Here is a 19116-nt window from a genome sequence, read left to right as displayed (position 1 = left end):
CTGAGAAGATTGTGTTTTTGAGGTTACAAATGATTAATTCATCGTCAACATGGGACAGCAGGAGGGGTGGATGGCACGGCACAAGGATCAGGAGAAGGCCCGCCGGGTGATTCTCGACGCGGCGCTGACCGCGGTGTCCGACCGCGGCGTCGGCAAGCTCAAGATCCGTGAGGTCGCCGAGTTCGCCGGGGTCTCGCCCGCGACGGTGCACTACTACTTCGACGATCTCGACAACCTGCTGCGTGAGGTCCATCGCGAGGCCAGCGACCGGTTCTTCGGCGGTCGGCTGGCCATGGTCGCCACCATCACCGACGCCCGCGCGAAGATCGGCGCGCTGATCTGGGCGGGACTGCCCGCCTCGGAGGCCGACGAACTGGTCGTCGCGCTGTATCGGCTGGCCGCCTATCGCAGCGTCGCCGCCGAGCACGGTGACCTGATCACCGCGCTGTTCGAGCAGCAGGTCGCGGTGTATCTGAGCGCGCTGGAGGTGGGAATCGCCCAGGGGCACTTCACCATCGATGCGCCGATCCTGGATGTCGCCGCGAATCTGGTTGCGCTGGAGGATGCCTACGGTCTGCACATCGTCAGCCGCAATCGATCGATCACCAAAACCCGTGCCGCCGAACTGATCTGCTCATACGCGCGAACGGCCACGCAATGCCTCGACATCACCCTGCCGGAAGGATGATCCATGAGTGAGTACCAATCGTTTTCGCCCGACGGGCGCCCCCGGGCGCGGGCCCTCGGTATCGCGCCCGACGGCACGCCGGGTCCGTGGAACTCCATCACCGATGTGGCCGGAATCGAGGTGGGGTATCAAACGCTGATCGCAGGGGACGGACCCTTGCTGGTGGGCGAGGGCCCGGTGCGGACCGGCGTGACGGGGATCCTGCCGCGCGGCCGTTCCGGCGTCGGGCGGCCGTGTGCCGCGGGGCGCTATTCGCTCAACGGAAACGGCGAAATGACCGGCACCGCATGGATCGACGAGGTCGGCCAGCTGTCGATGCCCGTCACGATCTCCAACACCCACGCCATCGGTGCCTGCCACACCGGCGCGATCCAGTGGATCAACAAGACCGATCCGGCCCTCGCCAGGGAGTGGCTGCTCCCGGTCTGCGCCGAAACCTGGGACGGATACCTCAACGACATCAACGGCGGTCACGTCACGCCGGAACTCGTTGTCGCCGCACTGGATTCGGCCCGCACCGGGCCACTCGACGAGGGCTCGGTCGGCGGCGGCACCGGGATGAACTGCTACGCCTTCAAGGGAGGCAGCGGTACCGCGTCCCGACTGGTCGAGTTCGGGCCGCACACCTACACCGTCGGGGTCTTCCTGCAGGCGAACTTCGGCTCCCGACGCGAACTGACGATCCGCGGACAGCGTGTCGGCGCTCAATTCGAGGTCGGCAATCCGATGGAATCCACCGACTGGGGGACCGCGCCCGACCGAATGCCCGCCGCGCCCGGTGGCGCGGGGTCGGTGATCGTGATCGTCGCGACCGATGCCCCGCTCGACCCGTTGCAGTGCACCGCCATGGCCCGCCGAGTTCCGTTCGGACTGGCCCGCACCGGCACCGCCGGCAGCCTCTTCTCCGGCGACCTGTTCCTGGCCTTCAGCACTGCAGGAGATCGCCACTCCGACACGGGGTTTCCGATCGGTACACCCACCGCCGCCGACCTGGTGACCACCGCCCGCCTGCCGTGGAACCGGATGGATCCGATGTATACCGCCGTCGTCGAGGCCGTCGAGGAGGCCGTACTGAACGCGCTCATCGTGAACACCTCGATGACCGGCCGAGACGGCCACCACTCACCCGCCCTCCCGCACGACCAACTGAAGACCTTGCTGGCGAACGGATTTCGGTAGCCGCCGGCCGGTCGGGTGGCTATCCTTCGAGCCCGTCGAGGTGGATCCCCGCGTCGCGATTGCCGCAGTTACAAACGCAGCACCCGCAGGTACAGCACGCGGTGCAGTCGCACGGGGTGATCAGGCCTGCCGGGGCCGTGCGATCGTCGGCCATGGTCAGGTCTGCCGGTTCGAGATCGAGCAATTCGAGGGCGAGTTTCGCACCTGTACTTCGCCGACCAACCGGTCCACGAGCTGCTCGATCTCGATCCGCGCGCGGAGGCCGCGTTGGCCGCGCTCGCCGCCGCATCCCTCGGCCTCGCCGCCCGCATCTACTCTGGCGAAGCCCCCGACTTCACTGATCTTCTCGGCTGCACGGGAACCCGCACCGCACTCGCTGCGCTAATGATCGGAGTTTCCCGAGTTACCTCGACCCTGGACCAACGGATTCACCCGAACGGGTGACGACCCGCTTCTGACGCGTGAGTCAGAGCCGAAAGGCACTGTCCGCGTGTGGTACCCGCTTTTACCATGGACCGAGGGTGCTCGCCACCTTCGGTACTGGGAGAAGCTGATGTTGAACATAAAAGACCCGACAACGACCGATATCACTGCCTCGCGGGGGATTCCGCAGCAGGATTTTCTGAAGGCTACCGAACTGCTCGTCCAGTTCGTCGTGCCGAAGCCCAAGTCGGGCACCTCCGCCTACAAACTGCTCGGCATCATTGCCATGAGCGCGATCGAGGATAAGTCAGAAACGTATTCCGAGCTCGATGTCGCCTATGCCTACGCGAAGCTATACACGCTCGCCCAGTCCAGGAAGACCCAGATCGAGGTCGACCGCAAATACCTGGTCGAGCTCATGGACAGCAAAGAGAATCGGGAGCGGGCCGGGAAACTCGCCGGTGCGCAGCGTGACCAGTCGAAGAAGAGCAGCGAGGCCCTCGACAAACTGGAGGCCGAGAAATACATCTTCATCGCGCGCGGCACCGATCCGACCCAGGCGCGAAAGATCATCGCCCAGGAGACATTCGGGGGATTGGAGCCGAATCCCGACCGCACGGCCGCGCCGACGGACCAGGACGCGGACAAGCAGACCGGCTTCGGCGACAAAGGCACGGAGACGGGCGTCATCGAGGAGTGGTCGCTCGGACAACTGGACGGCTTCGCCACGAACGGGTTCATGTTGCTGGCAGCCACCGAGCCCGCCTATGTGACGTTGCCGCCGAAAGGAAAGCGCAGTGCCGGGGAACGCGGTGTCTGCGGTTACGCCGATCGTCGCCTCGCGGGCGTCGCCATCGGCGGCGAGGGCCGGGCGGGCGACGGCATCGACCCCCTGGTTCGTGAGATCGACGGCATCAACAAGGCCGACCACCGCACCCACGCCTCGCTCCTGGCACTGCAAGAATCGGCGGCGCGCCGGGTCACCTGAGCGATCCGCTGTCGGATAGCTCCTTTCAGGAGACCGATTCGCGACGAACGGGGCGGCGGTTACTGTCGTGGGATGAGTCCGCAGCCGCTTGCCCTGCCGTCCGACGACTGGTCCGAATGGCTCGACGGATATGTGCGTGGCAGGCTGCGGACCGTGTCCGAGACGCTGCGGCGACTCGCAGACGGTACCCGCCGCGACACCGCTGACGTGCTGAGATTGTGGAACGATGCGGACATCGCGCTGCGCGGTGCCGAGTCGGCCGCCTTGTTGTTTGTCGAGGTGCATCCCGATCCGGAGGTGCGTGCGCTTGCCGAGAAGCTTGTGCAAGAGGCTGATCGGGTCAAGACCGATCGCGGCCTCGATCGTGGGCTCTACGACATCATCGGGGCAGCCGACTCGACCGGTCTGGACGAGGTGGCCCTGCGTCTGCGCGAGCACGTGCTGCGCGACTTCCGCCGCAGTGGCGTTGACCGCGACGATCGGACGCGAGCCAGGCTGCGCGACATCTCCGAGCGACTCACCGAACTCACCCAGGACTTCGGCCGGGCGATCCGCGACGATGTCCGCTCGATTCGGTTGGCTCCCGAGCAGCTCGACGGACTGCCCGCCGACTTCATCGCCGGGCATCCGCCCGCAGAGGACGGATTGGTCACGGTCACCACCGACTACCCGGACTTCCGGCCATTTCGGGCCTACGCCCGAGACGGCGCTGCTCGGCACAGCCTGACAGTCGAATTCGAGAGTCGCGGTTGGCCGGTCAACGACGCTGTCCTGCACGAGATGCTCGACCTGCGCGACGAACAGGCCCGGCTCCTCGGCTACGACAGCTGGCCCGACTACGACGCCGACGTCAAGATGATCGGCACCGGCGCTGCCATCGCCGAGTTCATCGAGCGGATCTGGACCGCCGCGACCGCCGCGGGTCGGCGCGACTTCGACACGCTGCTCGCGCGACGACGCGAAGACGACCCTGCCGCTAGCTTCGACCGCGCCGACTTCAGTTACTACAGCGAGTTGATCCGGCGCGAACAATACGACGTCGACGCCAGGGAGGTGCGCCGATACTTCGATTTCAGCCGGGTACACGCGGGCCTGCTCGCAGTCACCGGTCGGCTGTTCGGGCTGGAATATCGGCCGGTCGACGTCCCGCGCTGGCACGCGGACGTCACCGCATACGACGTCTACGCCGACGGTGAACAACGCGGCCGTATCTACCTCGACCTCCATCCGCGCGAGGGCAAATACAAGCACGCCGCGCAATTCGATCTCGTCGGCGGGATCACCGATCGGCTGCTGCCGGAGGGCGTACTGGTGTGCAACTTCTCCCGCGGGTTGATGGAACACCACGAAGTCATCACGCTGTTCCATGAATTCGGGCATCTGATCCATCACGTGCTCGGCGGAAGGCAGGACTGGGCGCGGTTCTCCGGAGTGGCCACCGAGTGGGACTTCGTCGAGGCGCCGTCCCAGATGCTCGAGGAGTGGGCATGGGATCCGGTCATCCTCGGTACCTTCGCCGTTGACGAGACCGGGACTCACATTCCCGTCGATCTGGTGGAACGGATGCGCGCCGCAAAAGATTTCGGCAAGGGCATTCTGATCCAGACCCAGGTCGGCTACACCGCGATTTCCTATCTGCTGCACCGTGATCGGCCCGCCGACCACACCGAAGCGGTCGCGGAAACCATGGAACGCTACGGTCCGTTCGCCAGATTGCCCGGCACCAATTTCCAGGCTTCGTTCGGGCATCTCGCGAGCTACACATCCGCGTACTACACGTATTTGTGGAGCCTGGTCATCTCGAAGGATCTCTTCTCCGCCTTCGATACCGATGACCTGTTCGATCCCGCGGTGGCGCATCGGTATCGCGACCGAATTCTGGCGCCCGGTGGATCGAAGGACGCCGCCGATCTGGTCACCGATTTCCTCGGACGCCCGTTCACCTTCGATGCGTTCGCGGCGTGGTTGGCGGCGTCCTGACCTGGGATTAGATTCCTTTCGCGCCGGGCTCGAGTCGTAATGGGCGACGGTTCCGACCAGCGGGACGGGTTCTGGTGAAGGGGCACGCGCATGGGGAACAAGCTGTCGGCGCAGAGCGAGGACCGGTTCGCCGCGGAGACCGGGCGGTTCCGGCGGGAGTTGTTGGCGCACTGTTACCGGATGGTCGGCTCGGCGCAGGACGCTGAGGATCTGGTGCAGGAGACCTACCTGCGGGCGTGGCGGTCCTACGGCGGATTCGAGGGACGGGCGTCGATTCGGTCCTGGCTCTATCGAATTGCCACCAACGTCTGCCTGACCGCGTTGCAGCCGCGGCGGATTCGAATGCTGCCCTCGGGTCTGACAGGGCCGTACGATGGACTCGATCGTCCGCCGAATCTTGTTGCACCGGGCGATGTTTCATGGCTGGAACCGCTGCCGGACGCATTGCTCGCCCCGGCTGACGATGATCCGGCCGCGGTGGTGATCGCCCGCGAATCGGTGCGGCTGGCGTTGATCGCGAGCCTGCAGCACCTGCCCGCTCGTCAGCGCGCGATCCTCCTCCTGCGCGAGGTGCTGGCGTTCTCGGCGGCCGAGACCGCGGAGATCCTCGGCACGACCACCGCGGCGGTCAAAAGTGGCCTGCAGCGAGCCCGTGCCCGGCTGGACGAGCTCGAGCCGAAGCCCGCAGAACTGCTCGAACCGGCAGACCAGCGGGCGCGTGCGCTGTTGGACGGCTACATCGCGGCTTTCGAACGGTCCGATGCCGGTCTGCTGGAACAGGTGCTGCGCACGGACGCCACGCTGGAGGCGACGCCGTTCCTCGACTGGCGAGCGGGCCGGGCGGGGTGCATCCGCATGCTCGACGCGTATGTCATTGGCGTGCAAGGTGACTGGCGGATGTTCGCGACCAGTGCCAACGGTCAGCCCGCAGCGGTGATCTATCGCCGCGACGTGGACGGCAAGCTCCAGGCTTACGGTGCGGTGGTGCTGGAACCCACCGCCACCGGTGTATCTCGCGTGATCGCGTTCCACCATTCCGCTTTGGTTACAACCACATTCGGCTTCCCAGACTTGCTCGCGGACTGACCCTGACTCGGCGTGCCATCGGCACGCAGAGTCGGGGTGCGTCCCGAACGGCGGGCCCGCTCAGGGGATCAGGGCAAGTTTGCCGACGGTCGTTCGGCTCTCCAGTTCCGCGAGCGCCTTTGCACCATCGGCTAGTTCGTACGTGGTGGGCTGTTCGGGGGAGAGCACGCCAGCGGCGATGAGCGCGAACAGCTCGCCCATGAGCTCGCCGAAGACCTGCGGTGCAGCCTGAATCAACACGCCGATATTCAGGCCGATGATGTGGACCTGATGCCGATACACCAACTCCCAGTTGGTGATCGAGGCAGCACCGCCCGCCAGTCCGTAAACGACAACCCGCCCACTGACCCGCTTAGCCGCCGCTAAACTCGCACCAAAGGTGGCCCCACCAGCTGATTCCAGAACAACATCGACACCTGCACCACCGGTCAACCCCAGCACCTCGGCCGCGATATCGGTACCGCGAGAGTCCAGCACGTGGTCCGCGCCCAAGGCCCGCACCGTCTCGTGCTTGTCCGGCGAGGCCGTGGCGATGACCGTCGCGCCGTAGTGCTTGGCCATCTTCACCGCAGCCTGGCCGGTCCCGCCCGCCGCAGCATGAATCAACACGACCTGTCCGGCGGCGAGCTGCCCGAGCGGCTCGAGTGCGGCCAGTGCGGTCGGCCAGTTCACGACCAGCCCCAGCGCCTGCTCAGCTGTCCACCCCGCGGGCACCGGCACCGCCGCACCCGCGGACAGCACCATGTACTCGGCGAAAGCGCCATACCCAACACCGATTACGCGCGTACCGAGCTCCAGCCCGGCAACCGCCTCGCCCACCGCGACAATCTCACCGGCAGCCTCGAAACCCGCCAGGTACGGAGGCGGCGGCCCGCCAAGCGCCATGCCACGAGACAGCGAGATATCGCGAAAGTTGATGCCAGCGGCGGTAACCCGAATCAGGATCTCATCCGTACCAGGGACCGGAACTTGGACATCAGTGATCAAGCACATGTCCTGCGGACCGTCCAGGGACATCTGCCGCAGTGCGCGCATGGTGGTGGGAAGGCTCAAGGCAATCAGCTTTCTTGTCGGCTCACACGATCGGGGCCGCCCGCTTCGCTGGCCGCCCCTCCATCGTGTAGACCTCAACCGCCGCACAAAGGAATCGGTCACCAGCTTCGTAAGCTGATGGTCTGGACGGAATTGATGATTCCGGCACTGGTCAGGGATTCCGACGTCCTTGTTGCCAAGGCGGATGCCCATGGGTAGGTGGCGACAACTTGGTTGTACGAACGGTCGCCGGGGTTGATGCTGCGGAACCACGCACGGATGTAGTTTCCGTCGTTGAACAACAGGACATCGATATAGTCGTTCGTCGACAACGTCACCCGGAAAGCAGCTGTCGGTATTTGCGAAGACCTGTGCAGCTCGAGCGCGGCGCTGATATCCAGCGGCTTGATCTCGTAACTGCCGATCCCCGCCGTCGAACGATATTTCAGTCTCCGCTGCGCGAACGGCGGTTGCACCGTGGCAGCCCACCGTACGGCGTCGGCAACCCGCTCGTGACTGGTTTTGGCGACGAGATTGAGCGCGCATTTCCGGGGGACGATAAGGCCGGCCATCCGATCAGCTTCGCAGGACGCGTCCAAGACGTCTGTCCGCTGATCAGACGACATCCGATGCGTCCCCTCCGCGCATCGGCGAAACCGCCCGGTCAGCCTTCCCCGCTGCAGAGCTTCTCGGAGATTTCCCACAGCGCTGCCGCATGGTCTTCGTCGAGCGCGTATGGCGCTGTGTCGCTGCGGATTCCGCAGTTCGCGAGATAGACCGAACCGGTATCTGCGAGTGCTGGGCTGACCGCGGCCCACACCTGGGTGGCGGCGCCCTGGTCGGGCATCGTGATCTTCGGGCCGGTGTCGGGCTTGGGGCCGGTTTGTTCGGTGACGTGTTTGGCGCGCCGAGGTAAGTAGGTGCGGAGCGTGGTGATGTCTTCGGGGGTCATATGGCGGGCGAGTGCGGTTGCGACCATGCCGGGGTGCACCGCGTACGAGCGCACGCCGCGGTCGCGTAGTCGCCGATCCAGCTCGACCATGTGCAGGATGTTGGCGGTCTTCGAGGCACCGTAGGCGCGGAATTTGTCGTATTCGCGGTCGTGCCAATTGATGTCGTCGAGGTCGATGTCGCTCATGCGGTGGCCGTCCGAGGAGAGGATGACGACTCGGGCACCGTCGGCGGCACAAAGCTGGGGGATGAGCAGCCGGGTGAGTTCGAAGTGTCCGAGATGGTTTGTACCGAACTGGATCTCGAAGCCGTCGGCGGTTCTGCTGAGCGGAGTGAACATCACTCCGGCGTTGTTCATCAGCACGTGGATCTGTGGGGCGACGTCGGCTATCGCGGCCGCGGCCAGACGTATGTCGGCCAGCGACGCCAAATCGAGGACGACCGCGGTGGTCCGCGCGTCGGGCACCTCCGCGCCGATCCACTGCTGTGTCGCGGCCAGGGCTTTGGCATCGCGGGCAGCGAGCACGACTCGCGCGCCCGCGGCGGCGAGCGCCCGCGCCGATTCTCGGCCCAATCCGGACGACGCGCCGGTGATCACACATGTCTTGCCGTGCAGGTCGATACCGTCGACGACTTCCAGCGCGGTGGTGAGCGTCATCCCCGGCCGCCGAAAGCGTGAGGGCCTGTCGGCGAAGGATCGGTCGCGCCGTTGCGGGCGTCAGTCACGTTGGGAGACATCGCTATTCACCTATTTTGCTGGCCGGGTCATACGGGTAGTCGCTTTGAACAAAGTATGTCAGAGTGTTCAACGTGTCAACGATCGGAATCCTGTTGGGCGCAGCCACGATCCACTGACCCCGTCGAGCCGCACCCTTGCCGCCGGGCGGATCAGCAGCGACGATAGTGCGCCGCTACCGTCGAGAAATGCGACGAGAATCGAGATGGAAGTACTGATGGCCGGACCGAGCCCGACGACGCAATCCGCAGCCGGAACTCGCCTCAATCGACGGGGCAGGGAGACTCGGCAGCGACTGCTCGACGTCGCCATCGGCTGTCTCGCGGCCGGAACGGGCGAACCGCTGTCGGCGAATCGGGTGGCCCGTGCCGCCGGAGTCAGCTGGGGGACGTTGAAACATCAGTTCGGCGACATCGACGGACTGTGGGCCGCGGTCCTGGTCGAGTTGACCGATCGCACCGGCGCGAACAGCCCCGAGAGCTGGCCCCGGTTCAGCGGCTCGATCCGGGAGCGGGTGTGCGAGATGGTCGATGCCATCTGGGCCATCCTCGGCACGCCCGAAGGACGTGCGGTCGAGACGCTGCGCGCCGGGCTGCCCAACGATCAGGCCGAACGCCTTTCGGTCTTCCCGCAGACCGCGGCGGCGATGGCCGGGTACGAGGACGCCTGGCTCCGGGCGTTCGAGTATTCCCTGGCCGACCTGTCACTCGATCCGGACAAGGTGCACCGGATGCGCTGCCTGATTCCGCCTGCGATACGCGGCATCAATAGCGAACGCCGCCTCACTCCCGCCGCCGAGGTGGCCAGTGCGCGGCAGGGTCTCGTCGACGCGATCACGGCTTACCTGCGGTAACTCCCATTCATTGAGAACCCTCGTTGACAATTGCGGCGCGGCGGCCGATGGTTACCCGCAGCTTTCGCCATCTTGTCAGGAGTGACCCATGTCTCAACCTCGGGCCGAAAACGGCATGCGACTGCAGCGCAGCAGCCGCGACACCAGCACGCTGATCCCGCGCCTAACCGATTGGCTGGCAACACAACTGCCGGTGGACGCCGACCCGAGCGTCGTCCTGCGGACCGGCATCGACAGCAACGGCATGTCGGCGGAGACCCTGGTGCTCAACGCGACCTGGACCGAAGCGGGTGTCGCGCACGCCGCCGACTTGATCGCTCGAATGGTGCCTGCCCCAGGCGATTTCCCCATCCTGGAGCACTACAACCTGCCGGATCAGTTCGACGCCATGCGCATCGTGGCCGAAGCGAGCGACGTCCCCGTCCCGCGAGCGCGGTTCATCGAACCGACCGGCGCGGTGCTCGGCACGCCCTTCCTGCTGATGGACCGCGTCGACGGGTTGGTGCCGCCCGACGTCATGCCCTACACCTTCGGCGACAACTGGCTCTTCGACGCCAGCCCCGAGCAGCAACACCGACTGCAGCACAGCACGATCGAGGCACTCGCAGCGTTGCACGCGATCCCGGACGCGCCAACCACTTTCGCCTTCCTCGACCCGAAGCAGCCGGGTTCGAGCCCACTCGAACGGACTCTGAACCGCGCCAAGGGATGGTACGAGTTCGCCGCCCGTGACAGTGGCAGCTCGCCGCTGGTGGAGCGAATCCTGGTGTGGCTCACGGCGAATCTGCCCGAGACCGGCGAGACCGTGCTGTCGTGGGGCGACGCGCGCATCGGCAACTGCATGTACCGTGACTTCACGCCCGTCGCGGTCCTCGACTGGGAACTCGCCACGATCGGGCCCCGCGAGCTCGACCTGGCCTGGCTTGTGTTCGCGCATCGCGTCTTTCAAACGATCGCCAACACCTTCGGCCTCCCCGGCATGCCGGACTTCCTACGCGCGGAAGACGTGAAGGCAACCTACGCCGAGTGTGCGGGCGTGCCGGTCGGCGATCTCACCTGGTACACGCTCTACGCCGCGCTCAACTACTGCGTCGTCTTCATGCGCGCCGGTGGACGTCAGGTGCACTTCGGCGAGATGGCACGTCCCGACGATATCGAACTGGTCTTCCATCACAAGTCACTCGTCGAAGAACTGCTCGCCGAAGTCGGCGCCTAGCCCATCGTCCCGAAAACTACCTGGGGAAAACAACTCTCGTGATCGACCAACTGAACGAACTGGCCTACTACTGCATCACCCGACATCCCGCCGATGCCCGGGTCCTCCTCCCGGAGGCGCGCACCGCCGAGGAGCTCGGCCTCGGATCGTGCATGATCGGCGAACGGATGACCGTCAAAGACTCCGCGGTCCTGTCCGGCGGACTCGCGGGATGCACCACCGACCTGGGGATCGCGGCGGCCGCCACGAATCACCACACCCGGCACCCGATGGTCACGGCGACAATGGGTTCGACGATGCAGGCCATCACCGACGGCCGATACGCCATGGCGTTCGGTCGCGGCATGGCGGCGAACTGGAAGGCGATCGGCCTGCCTGCCGTGACCGAAGCCCAACTGCGTGACTTCGTCGGCATCCTGCGCCGCCTCTGGGCGGGCGAGACCATCGTCGGTCACGATGGGCCCGCCGGTTCGTGGCCCGTGCTGTATCACCAGAACGGCCTGGCGGATTCGCCGCCGATCGGCTTCGTCGCCGTCGGCCCGAAGACGCTCGAGCTCGCGGGCGAGATCGGTGACTTCGTCGTCCTGCACACCTTCTTCTCCGACGAGGCCACGGTGAAATCCGTTGCGGCGGTGCGCCGTGGCGCTGAACGAGCCGGCAAGGACCCGGACAGCGTCCGGATCTGGTCGTGCCTGGCGACCGCGAGTGACGCACTCTCCGAAGAGGATCAGTTGCGCAGGCGGACCGGCCGCCTGGTGACCTACCTGCAGGCCTACGCCGATATCCTCATCGCCGCCAACGGCTGGGACCCGCAGGTCTGGGATCGGATCCGCGGCACCCAACTTTTCCTCGACGCCGCCGCGGCCGGGCCCATCGACGCGTCTGCCTCCGTCGAGGTGCTGGAGCAGTTCGACGCCCTCATCCCGGACGAATGGCTGGCCTCGGCCGCCTACGGCACGCCGGAGCAGTGCGTGCGGAAGATATCGCGCGAGTACGACCTAGGCTGTCACTCCGTGATCATGCATGGCGCGAGCCCGCACGAACTGGCCTCGGTGGTGGCCGCCTATCGAGCCGACCGACCTACGCTGCGCCGGGCAGTGGCGGCGAACCCTGGAAAGTTCGGGTGATGCCCGTGGCTCGGGAGATTCGGGTGCTCGCGCTGAATGTGTGGCACAGCGGTAGCAAGGTGGCGGACGGCACTCAGCTGATCGCCGAACTCATCATCTCGACCCGGGCTTCGATCGTGCTGCTTTCGGAGGCGACCACCGCGACTACTGCCGTCGCGGCCGAATTGGCGCGGCGGGGGCGCGAATTCAATACCGTCGCCTCGCACGACACGGGCATTCTGACGGTGTTTCCGGTCGAGGACTCGGCCGATCTGCAGTGGATGGTGAAGGCGCGGTTGAACATTGACGGAAGGCGCGTCACCGTCTACTCCGCGCATCTCGAGTTCCGCTGGTACGCCTCCAATTTGCCTCGCGGCTACGGGCCCGGTGTCCCGGAGCCGGGTGAGTTCGCCGAGTACAACTTCGAGAAGCTGCCCGGCGGCCCGGTGACGGATACCGCAGCGATCCAGCGCGTCAACGCGGCCTCGGGGCGCCCCGAGGTGATCAGCACCCTGCTCGCCGACGCGAAAAACGAGATCGCACAAGGGGCTTCGGTCATCATGGGTGGCGATTTGAACGAGCCGTCCGTGCTGGACTGGACGTCCGCCACCGCGAACATGTTCGACCACAACGGTGTCACGGTGCCGTGGGAGTCCACCCGACGCCTGCACGCCGCCGGTTTCGTCGATGCCTACCGATCGATGTACCCCGATCCGGCCACCCACCCCGGGCTCACCTGGCCCTCGGACAACGCCGAAGTGGATGTCTCCGAACTCGCTTGGGCGCCCGAGGCCGACGAACGTGACCGCGTCGACTTCGTCTTCGCCAACGGTGCCGCCCTGACACTGTCCACCGTCGGTATCGTCGGTCCGCGCGGGTCCATCGTGCACGGCACTCGGCAGCAGGAGACCACCGAGGACAATTTCGCCGCCTCGCCACCGCGGTGGTGCAGCGACCACAAAGGGATACTCGCGACGTACCAACTCACCGACTGATCGGTCAGGATCAAGCGTTCGGTCTGAGCCCGACCCATTGATCGTCGAGCGGATACCCCACCCACCCGGTCGGCAGTTGGCGGATCGAGTGCGCGCCGGCGCGGGTGCACTCGGCGCTCGCCCGCTCCATCGGGACCGGGTCGAAGGTGACGCCGTCGGCGAAATCGACGCGGTCGAAGGCAGTCGAGTGCTCGAGTCGCGCATCGCTGAAGTCGACCGGGCCGGTGAAGACCGAGCGTCGGAACATCGTGATGTGTCCGAACACCGCACCGCGGAACGTCGCACCGCCGAACCGCGCCTCCCCGTGGAACCGACTGTCGTCGAATACCGTCTCGCCGGAGAAGGTCGATCCGGTGAAATCGACGTCGTTGAAATCGCATCCCACGCATCGAGACCGTCCAGCTGCGCTGCCTGTCACCGGTTGCGGTAAAGAAATAGGCGGCCAATCATGGTTCGGCACACCGAATTCAGTTACATCATGGCGAGGCTGATGGCGCCGAGTAGGGCCAGGCCGAAGGCGGCCAAGACTGCGAGCGCCAGTGTGCGGATCAAGCCTGGTCCGACGGTACGAGCGATGAGATAGCCGACAACCGCACCAATGATCGCCAGGACTATCCCTTCGCCTTTGATCAGATAGAAGACCGAGGCCAGCGCGGCGTTGCCGACCTCCGCGACGCCGCGTGCGTCGTCACCGAACGGGATCGGGAAGCGGTAGACGATGCCGACCAGGCCCGCCGCGATCGGCGCGGTCAGCACCGCGGTGAGCAAACCCCAGACCGCCACCGCCCACAGTGTGGGTGTGCTCGTCCGACCTACCTCGATCTCCATGCATGCCCACTTTCTGCTCGCCGTAGCTGAATCGTAGAGTTGCCGGACTTTCGCTGGGTGGTCGACCGTGGGAGCATGCGGTCCGCCCGCCCGGGTATGGCTGTCGCGACCCTGTCAAAAGCGCTCGGGCGCAAGTAAAATGGCTGGAGTACCTGGGGCGCAAGGAGGGGTCATGTCACCCGATCCGCGAAATCTGAAGCACGGTCGACGTCGAGCCGCCCGGGTGGTCCGAGCCGCCACCGTCCTCGCGGTGCTCAGCACCCTCACGCTGACGCCCACTCAAGCCTCCGCGCAGCCGTACCCGATCGGTGGCGCGATCCGGACCGAATACGACGAGGCCGGTGGTTTCGCGTTCTTCGGCAACGCGCTGAACCCGGAGTCCGATGCCGCCCGCGGCGGGCGCTGGCAGGAGTTCGAGAAGAACAGCTCGATCTATTGGCATCCACTGGTATCCGACGGTCACGCCAATGAGATCGGCGGTGCGATTCGCGCCAAATGGGGCGACCTCGGCTGGGAGAACGGCGCGTTGCGTTATCCGACCAGCAGGGAAATGCCGACGCGAAAGCCGGGGCGGTTCAACCAGTTCGAGGGCGGCACGATCCACTGGTCGCCGTCGACCGGCGCGCACAACACCTGGGGAGCGATCCGCGACAAGTGGGCCACCCTCTCCTGGGAGGACGGCCGACTCGGCTTCCCGGTCACCGATGAGTTCCCCGCCAAGAACAACGGGGCGGGGCAGCATTTCGAGGGCGGCTCGATCTACTGGTCGGCCAGTACCGGCGCCCGCGTGATATCCGGGGCGATCAGGGACACCTGGGCGAGCCAGAACTGGGAGAACGGCCGCTACGGCTATCCGATCAGCGACGAGTACGACTACAACGGCGGCCGAGCCCAGGACTTCCAGGGTGGTCGCATCGAATGGCATCCGCCCCGCTGACCTGGCCGGATCGCTACTTCACCACCTCATCGCGAGGGCTGGACGGTACCACTGCGGCCCGTGTGGGCTCATTTATGCGGCTTGCGCATATGTCTGTGCGCGGCGGGTACGCGGTACACGCAGTTACTTCGACGAATGGAGGCTCTGATGAACGTCGACGACAACGTTTCTGCGGATCGCGGCCCGGCACTCAGAATTCCGCGCAGCCGAGGAGCCCTCGGCGGGTTCGCGGTGTTCTTGCTAGGCATCTGGGGCGCACTGATTCCATTCCTCGGGCCGTACTTCGACTTCTCGTTCACGCCCGATGACTCGTGGGTGTGGACCTCGGCGCGTGGCTGGCTCGAAGTACTCCCTGGCATCGCCGCGATCGTCGGCGGATTCCTGATGTTGGCGAGCCGCAACCGGCTGGTAGCCAGCTTCGGTGGTTGGCTGGCGGCCGCGGCGGGCGTCTGGTTCATCATCGGGCCGTTCCTGGCGGATCTGCTGAACATCGGCACCCTCGGTGAACCCGTCGCGGCCTCCGACCTGAAACGCAGTGTTCTGCAACTGACCTTCTTCTATGGCCTCGGCGCGCTGATCCTGTTCTTCGCCGCGACCTCACTCGGCCGACTGTCGGTGCGTACCGCACGTGACATCGCTTTTGCGCGACGCGAGGTCGATGCCAGGACCGTCCGGACGGACAAGCGGGATCCCGTGGTCGCCGCGCCGGAACCGGTTACCACCACCGGGCCCACCTTCGGCACCCAGCCACAGCTGAACAAACCCGGACTGGGCGGCGGCCACGCCTGATCAGTACTACCGGCGCAGCTCGGCGACTACCTGACGGGCTTGGTCCCGTGCGCCGAGCGCGTTGGGGTGCAGGGGCGCGGCCAGGTCGGTGGGGATGGGTCCTTCGATCCATTTCGTGCCTGGCGCCTGGCACATGTCGTGGCCGATGCTGCTGGTGTAGGTGTCCACATAGGTGGCGCTGTGCTGAGTCGCCTGCTCGCGCAGAACTTGATTGAGCAGCTTGATTTTGTCGCGCAGGAATGGCACGTCGCCGTCGGAGATCGGGACGATCGGCCAGCAGCCGTCGCCGGTTTCGGGCATCACCACCGGGTAACCGACGAGCAGCGTCTTGGCCTTGGGTGATCGTTGGTGGATACCGTCCAGTGCCGCACCGACTTTGGGGGCGATCGCGCGGATCTGCTCTGTCAGTGTGTCGGTTCCGCTTTGGGTGTAGAAGTCCTTGCATGGCGAGCCGTGTGGGACCGCCGCGTCGCGCACCGCGCAGTTGAACACGATGTCGAAGGCCGGTACGTCGTTACCGCCGATGCCGAGGGTGACCAGCGCGGTATCCCGCCGCAACGCATCGAACTGCGGCGGATTGCCAGTCGCCACTTGAGGATTGGTCATGGCCCTGGTGGTCGCGCCGGCACAGCTGGCATCGGTGAAGGACCTGGGTTCGATCGTGTCGGCGACCAGGCGAGGGTAGTTGCCGGCGGACCTGGCGCAGCGGGGGACGACGAACGGCAGGAACGATCCTGACGTGTAGGAATCGCCGAGCGAAACATAGGACGGGTACGTGGTTGTCTCCGGGGCGGCCGAGACGGCCGGAGCGGCAACGGTTCCGGCGACAAGTGCGGTCAGGATGGCGATAAATGCGGGTCGCTTGGACATCGAAATCTCCTGTGGAATTCAAGAGCGAAGTGCCATGGCTCGTATGGTCGGCCAGGCTGGGACACCCATTCAATGGTGTCCCATGTCACACTAGAATCGATGATGCCTGCGCCACCAGTTTCTCCAATTCCCCAGTTGACCTCGGTCGATACCGTGCTGCGCGCCGCGGTGGAGATGTTCCTGCGAGACGGCTGGATCGACGCGCGGGCGCTGGCCGCGACCGCTGGTATCGGCCGGTCGACGCTGTATCGGCGCTACGGGGACCGCACACGCATTCTCGGCGAAGTCATTTGGGTGATCGCCACCGCCGGGTTCGAGGACATCCGTCGGGAGTGCGGTGGTCGAGGTGCCGCCGGAGTCGCCGAGATCGTCCGGCGCTGCCTGCACCTGTCCGCCGGCTACCCGGCCATGCGTACGTTCGTCGCGCAGCACACCGACACCGCGCTCCAGGTCCTGACCTCCCGCGACGGGGTCATCCAGCGACGGTTCGTGGCCAGCATCGCGCAACTCATCCGCGAGGAGGTCGGCGAACCGGACGACATCGACGCGCACACCCTCGCCTACGCCATCGTCCGGATCGGCGAGTCCTTCTACTTCCGCGAACTCATCACCGGCGAACCCGACGACATCGATGCCGCCGCGGCCGTCATCCGCCGACTACTCGAATAGGGTCCGGACATTCGCGCTGACTGCCTTGTCGATCGGTGTCGAGCCGGTGTTGAGTTCGAGGATCTGCCGACCGATGCGCGGCTCGTGTAGCAGTTCGGCGAGCGTGGCGGCCACGTCGGCGCGAGTGATCTCGCCGTGGAACTCGGCCGGGCCGAGGGATACGTTGCCTGTTCCCGGACCGTCGAGAAGTAAAGCGGGACGCAGGATCAGCCAATTCAAGTCGCTGCGGCTGAGGATGATGTCCGCCTCCTTCTTGACGGTGAAGTAGTACTCGACCTCCTCGCCGTTGTCCCGTTCCCGCCATGATTCGGGGAGCACCGACACCAGGGCGAAACGCTCGATACCGGCGCGGCGGGCGGCGTTGATGGCTTTCACCACCCCGCCGCCATCGATCGCCTTTGTGACTTCCCTTGTGCCGCCGTTGGATCCGGCGCTGTAGACGATCACGTCGGCCTTGCCGAACGTTGCCGCCAATTCCTCTTCGCTCAGGGTTGCCAGATCGCCGACTTGTGCTTTGACGCCTTGCGTTTCGAGTTCGGCCCGCTGCTCATCCCGGCGAACCAGCCCGTGGACCGTGTCTCCGCGCGCCTGTAGTTGCTGCGCGAGCAGACCACCAATACCGCCGGTGATGCCGATGATGAAAACGTCCATCGTGGAAGCTCCTTCAGTGCGGTGGGTCATATCTCAGGGTTCAACGGCGCGAGTTTCCGTGAGAATTCCCAGGGACTTTCGGCGACGAGCAGTGGAATCGCCGCCGACTAAGCCGGATTCGCCGCCTTTTTCACGGTCCTGATCACCGGTGCCGTCTCGACGTGGGTGATGGCGGGCAGGGCCGCCACCCGGGTGGTCAGATAGCGATACAGCGCCCGCTGATCAGCGCATACCGCGGTCGCGTACAGGTTCGTCGGCCCGGTTGTGGCTGCGGCGAAAGCGATTTCGGGATGCTGGGCCAGTGCCGCGCCGGCCTGCGCCAGATGTGCGGGGGAGACCGAGATCCAGAGCAGGGTGCGGATGCCGAGGCCGACCTGGCGCCAGTCGATGTCGATATCCAGGTAGAGCACCCGGTGTTCGCGCAGTTCGGTCATTCGCCGCCGGACGGTCGTCGCCGACCAGCCGGTCACCGCGGCCAACTGCTCGACGCTGGTCCGCCCGTCGTCGGCCAGGGCGGCGAGGAGTTTGCGGTCGCCGTCGTCGAGCTGCACCGGCACCGGACCCGGCCGATACGGCGCCGGGGGTGGGCGCAGCAGCGCGGCCTCGTCCTCGGTCAGCGCACCGAGTTTGGCGATCATGTTGTCCGAGTCGCCGTAGAAGACGTGCAGCACCGAGTGCGCGGTCACCCCTTCCACCCGGGAGGTGCGCGGGAGTTTGGCCAATAGCAATGTCTCGCTGTCATTTTCGTTCTCGGTGCGGACCGCGCAGCTGATCTCGGTGCCGCCGGAGTGCAGGCTCACCCATGCGGTGTCCGAGCGCCGGGCCAGCGCCTCGGCGACCGGGACCGCCGCGGCGGGGGCGCAGCGCACCCGCAGGAACCAGGTCGTTCCGCCCAGCGCGGTCGGGTCGACGCCGCCGATCACCCGCACGGCTCCGACCGACCGCAATCTGGCGTAGCGGCGGGCGATCGTGCGATCCGACACGCCGAGAACCTCGGCGATGGCGCTGAACCCGGCCCGGCCATCGATCTGCAAAGCGTGCAGGAGACGGCGATCCAGCTCATCGATGACGAATTCCACCGCAGCGACGGTAGTCATTGTCGGATATCGACACAATGCGCCCGGTCACTGGTTCGGCGA

Annotated in this window: 20 protein-coding genes; 12 read left to right on the top strand and 8 right to left on the bottom strand. The window is 65.8% G+C overall.

Going from position 1 to position 19116, the window contains the following annotated elements:
- The first annotated feature begins 70 nt into the window (after window positions 1-70).
- The 5 genes from ACIBK2_RS22755 (at window position 71) to ACIBK2_RS22735 (ending at window position 6344) form a co-directional block, all read left to right on the top strand.
- On the top strand, window positions 71-688 hold the full coding sequence (locus tag ACIBK2_RS22755; protein ID WP_396969549.1) for a TetR/AcrR family transcriptional regulator: 618 nt from the start codon (window positions 71-73) through the stop codon (window positions 686-688).
- Window positions 689-691: 3 nt separating this feature from the next.
- Window positions 692-1867: a P1 family peptidase gene (locus tag ACIBK2_RS22750; protein WP_396969548.1), complete on the top strand. Its 1176-nt coding sequence runs from the start codon at window positions 692-694 to the stop codon at window positions 1865-1867.
- A 553-nt stretch (window positions 1868-2420) separates the two neighbouring features.
- Window positions 2421-3278, top strand: coding sequence for a hypothetical protein (locus ACIBK2_RS22745; RefSeq protein WP_396969547.1), 858 nt, complete (start codon window positions 2421-2423; stop codon window positions 3276-3278).
- A gap of 72 nt (window positions 3279-3350) precedes the next feature.
- Window positions 3351-5258 (top strand): M3 family metallopeptidase, encoded by a 1908-nt coding sequence (locus ACIBK2_RS22740; RefSeq protein ID WP_396969546.1) that lies wholly within the window; start codon window positions 3351-3353, stop codon window positions 5256-5258.
- Between the two features lie 90 nt (window positions 5259-5348).
- Window positions 5349-6344, top strand: coding sequence for an RNA polymerase subunit sigma-70 (locus ACIBK2_RS22735; protein ID WP_396969545.1), 996 nt, complete (start codon window positions 5349-5351; stop codon window positions 6342-6344).
- 60 nt (window positions 6345-6404) lie between these two features.
- Here ACIBK2_RS22735 and ACIBK2_RS22730 read toward each other — a convergent pair whose 3' ends face one another.
- The 3 genes from ACIBK2_RS22730 to ACIBK2_RS22720 form a co-directional block, all read right to left on the bottom strand.
- The gene (locus ACIBK2_RS22730; RefSeq protein ID WP_396969544.1) at window positions 6405-7397 is read right to left on the bottom strand and encodes an NADPH:quinone oxidoreductase family protein; all 993 of its coding nucleotides are present in this window, start codon (window positions 7395-7397) and stop codon (window positions 6405-6407) included.
- Window positions 7398-7495: 98 nt separating this feature from the next.
- Window positions 7496-7948, bottom strand: coding sequence for a hypothetical protein (locus tag ACIBK2_RS22725; RefSeq protein WP_396969543.1), 453 nt, complete (start codon window positions 7946-7948; stop codon window positions 7496-7498).
- Between the two features lie 92 nt (window positions 7949-8040).
- Window positions 8041-8985 (bottom strand): SDR family NAD(P)-dependent oxidoreductase, encoded by a 945-nt coding sequence (locus ACIBK2_RS22720; protein WP_396969542.1) that lies wholly within the window; start codon window positions 8983-8985, stop codon window positions 8041-8043.
- Between the two features lie 283 nt (window positions 8986-9268).
- Between ACIBK2_RS22720 and ACIBK2_RS22715 the strand changes: the two genes are divergently transcribed.
- From ACIBK2_RS22715 to ACIBK2_RS22700, 4 genes are all read left to right on the top strand, one after another.
- Window positions 9269-9916, top strand: coding sequence for a TetR/AcrR family transcriptional regulator (locus ACIBK2_RS22715; RefSeq protein ID WP_396969541.1), 648 nt, complete (start codon window positions 9269-9271; stop codon window positions 9914-9916).
- 88 nt (window positions 9917-10004) lie between these two features.
- Complete coding sequence (locus ACIBK2_RS22710) at window positions 10005-11132, top strand: phosphotransferase family protein (protein WP_396969540.1); 1128 nt, start codon at window positions 10005-10007, stop codon at window positions 11130-11132.
- A gap of 41 nt (window positions 11133-11173) precedes the next feature.
- Window positions 11174-12259: a TIGR03857 family LLM class F420-dependent oxidoreductase gene (locus tag ACIBK2_RS22705; protein WP_396969939.1), complete on the top strand. Its 1086-nt coding sequence runs from the start codon at window positions 11174-11176 to the stop codon at window positions 12257-12259.
- Window positions 12259-13233, top strand: a complete 975-nt coding sequence (locus tag ACIBK2_RS22700; RefSeq protein ID WP_396969539.1) for an endonuclease/exonuclease/phosphatase family protein — start codon at window positions 12259-12261, stop codon at window positions 13231-13233. Before ACIBK2_RS22705 ends, ACIBK2_RS22700 begins: the two co-directional genes overlap by 1 nt.
- 10 nt (window positions 13234-13243) lie before the next feature.
- Here ACIBK2_RS22700 and ACIBK2_RS22695 read toward each other — a convergent pair whose 3' ends face one another.
- Both ACIBK2_RS22695 and ACIBK2_RS22690 read right to left on the bottom strand, forming a co-directional pair.
- Window positions 13244-13618 (bottom strand): pentapeptide repeat-containing protein, encoded by a 375-nt coding sequence (locus ACIBK2_RS22695; RefSeq protein ID WP_396969538.1) that lies wholly within the window; start codon window positions 13616-13618, stop codon window positions 13244-13246.
- 86 nt (window positions 13619-13704) lie between these two features.
- Entirely contained in the window at window positions 13705-14061 is a 357-nt protein-coding gene (locus tag ACIBK2_RS22690; protein WP_396969537.1) for a hypothetical protein, read from the bottom strand.
- A 172-nt stretch (window positions 14062-14233) separates the two neighbouring features.
- On the opposite strand from ACIBK2_RS22690, the gene ACIBK2_RS22685 reads away from it, so the two are divergent.
- Entirely contained in the window at window positions 14234-14998 is a 765-nt protein-coding gene (locus ACIBK2_RS22685; RefSeq protein WP_396969536.1) for an LGFP repeat-containing protein, read from the top strand.
- A gap of 147 nt (window positions 14999-15145) precedes the next feature.
- Complete coding sequence (locus ACIBK2_RS22680; RefSeq protein ID WP_396969535.1) at window positions 15146-15787, top strand: hypothetical protein; 642 nt, start codon at window positions 15146-15148, stop codon at window positions 15785-15787.
- A gap of 6 nt (window positions 15788-15793) precedes the next feature.
- On the opposite strand, the gene ACIBK2_RS22675 is transcribed toward ACIBK2_RS22680, so the two are convergent.
- The gene (locus tag ACIBK2_RS22675) at window positions 15794-16657 is read right to left on the bottom strand and encodes an SGNH/GDSL hydrolase family protein (protein ID WP_396969534.1); all 864 of its coding nucleotides are present in this window, start codon (window positions 16655-16657) and stop codon (window positions 15794-15796) included.
- 135 nt (window positions 16658-16792) lie between these two features.
- On the opposite strand from ACIBK2_RS22675, the gene ACIBK2_RS22670 reads away from it, so the two are divergent.
- Window positions 16793-17326, top strand: coding sequence for a QsdR family transcriptional regulator (locus ACIBK2_RS22670; protein WP_396969533.1), 534 nt, complete (start codon window positions 16793-16795; stop codon window positions 17324-17326).
- Here ACIBK2_RS22670 and ACIBK2_RS22665 read toward each other — a convergent pair.
- Together ACIBK2_RS22665 and ACIBK2_RS22660 are read right to left on the bottom strand one after the other, a co-directional pair.
- Window positions 17315-17977, bottom strand: a complete 663-nt coding sequence (locus ACIBK2_RS22665; protein WP_396969532.1) for an NAD(P)-binding oxidoreductase — start codon at window positions 17975-17977, stop codon at window positions 17315-17317. The genes ACIBK2_RS22670 and ACIBK2_RS22665 overlap by 12 nt on opposite strands.
- 107 nt (window positions 17978-18084) lie before the next feature.
- Window positions 18085-19074: an Lrp/AsnC family transcriptional regulator gene (locus ACIBK2_RS22660; protein ID WP_396969531.1), complete on the bottom strand. Its 990-nt coding sequence runs from the start codon at window positions 19072-19074 to the stop codon at window positions 18085-18087.
- Window positions 19075-19116 lie beyond the last annotated feature (42 nt).

It is taken from the genome of Nocardia sp. NPDC050175, assembly GCF_044459885.1.
Lineage (GTDB): Bacteria > Actinomycetota > Actinomycetes > Mycobacteriales > Mycobacteriaceae > Nocardia.
This window is presented reverse-complemented; position numbering and strand designations above follow the sequence as displayed.

What these genes read in the sequence shown, in the direction of transcription:
- ACIBK2_RS22755 (WP_396969549.1), top strand. Translation starts at nt 71, where the DNA reads ATGGCACGGCACAAGGATCAGGAGAAGGCCCGCCGGGTGATTCTCGAC.
- ACIBK2_RS22750 (WP_396969548.1), top strand. Translation starts at nt 692, where the DNA reads ATGAGTGAGTACCAATCGTTTTCGCCCGACGGGCGCCCCCGGGCGCGG.
- ACIBK2_RS22745 (WP_396969547.1), top strand. Translation starts at nt 2,421, where the DNA reads ATGTTGAACATAAAAGACCCGACAACGACCGATATCACTGCCTCGCGG.
- ACIBK2_RS22740 (WP_396969546.1), top strand. Translation starts at nt 3,351, where the DNA reads ATGAGTCCGCAGCCGCTTGCCCTGCCGTCCGACGACTGGTCCGAATGG.
- ACIBK2_RS22735 (WP_396969545.1), top strand. Translation starts at nt 5,349, where the DNA reads ATGGGGAACAAGCTGTCGGCGCAGAGCGAGGACCGGTTCGCCGCGGAG.
- ACIBK2_RS22725 (WP_396969543.1), bottom strand. Translation starts at nt 7,948, where the DNA reads ATGGCCGGCCTTATCGTCCCCCGGAAATGCGCGCTCAATCTCGTCGCC.
- ACIBK2_RS22720 (WP_396969542.1), bottom strand. Translation starts at nt 8,985, where the DNA reads ATGACGCTCACCACCGCGCTGGAAGTCGTCGACGGTATCGACCTGCAC.
- ACIBK2_RS22715 (WP_396969541.1), top strand. Translation starts at nt 9,269, where the DNA reads ATGGAAGTACTGATGGCCGGACCGAGCCCGACGACGCAATCCGCAGCC.
- ACIBK2_RS22710 (WP_396969540.1), top strand. Translation starts at nt 10,005, where the DNA reads ATGTCTCAACCTCGGGCCGAAAACGGCATGCGACTGCAGCGCAGCAGC.
- ACIBK2_RS22700 (WP_396969539.1), top strand. Translation starts at nt 12,259, where the DNA reads ATGCCCGTGGCTCGGGAGATTCGGGTGCTCGCGCTGAATGTGTGGCAC.
- ACIBK2_RS22690 (WP_396969537.1), bottom strand. Translation starts at nt 14,061, where the DNA reads ATGGAGATCGAGGTAGGTCGGACGAGCACACCCACACTGTGGGCGGTG.
- ACIBK2_RS22685 (WP_396969536.1), top strand. Translation starts at nt 14,234, where the DNA reads ATGTCACCCGATCCGCGAAATCTGAAGCACGGTCGACGTCGAGCCGCC.
- ACIBK2_RS22680 (WP_396969535.1), top strand. Translation starts at nt 15,146, where the DNA reads ATGAACGTCGACGACAACGTTTCTGCGGATCGCGGCCCGGCACTCAGA.
- ACIBK2_RS22675 (WP_396969534.1), bottom strand. Translation starts at nt 16,657, where the DNA reads ATGTCCAAGCGACCCGCATTTATCGCCATCCTGACCGCACTTGTCGCC.
- ACIBK2_RS22665 (WP_396969532.1), bottom strand. Translation starts at nt 17,977, where the DNA reads ATGGACGTTTTCATCATCGGCATCACCGGCGGTATTGGTGGTCTGCTC.
- ACIBK2_RS22660 (WP_396969531.1), bottom strand. Translation starts at nt 19,074, where the DNA reads ATGACTACCGTCGCTGCGGTGGAATTCGTCATCGATGAGCTGGATCGC.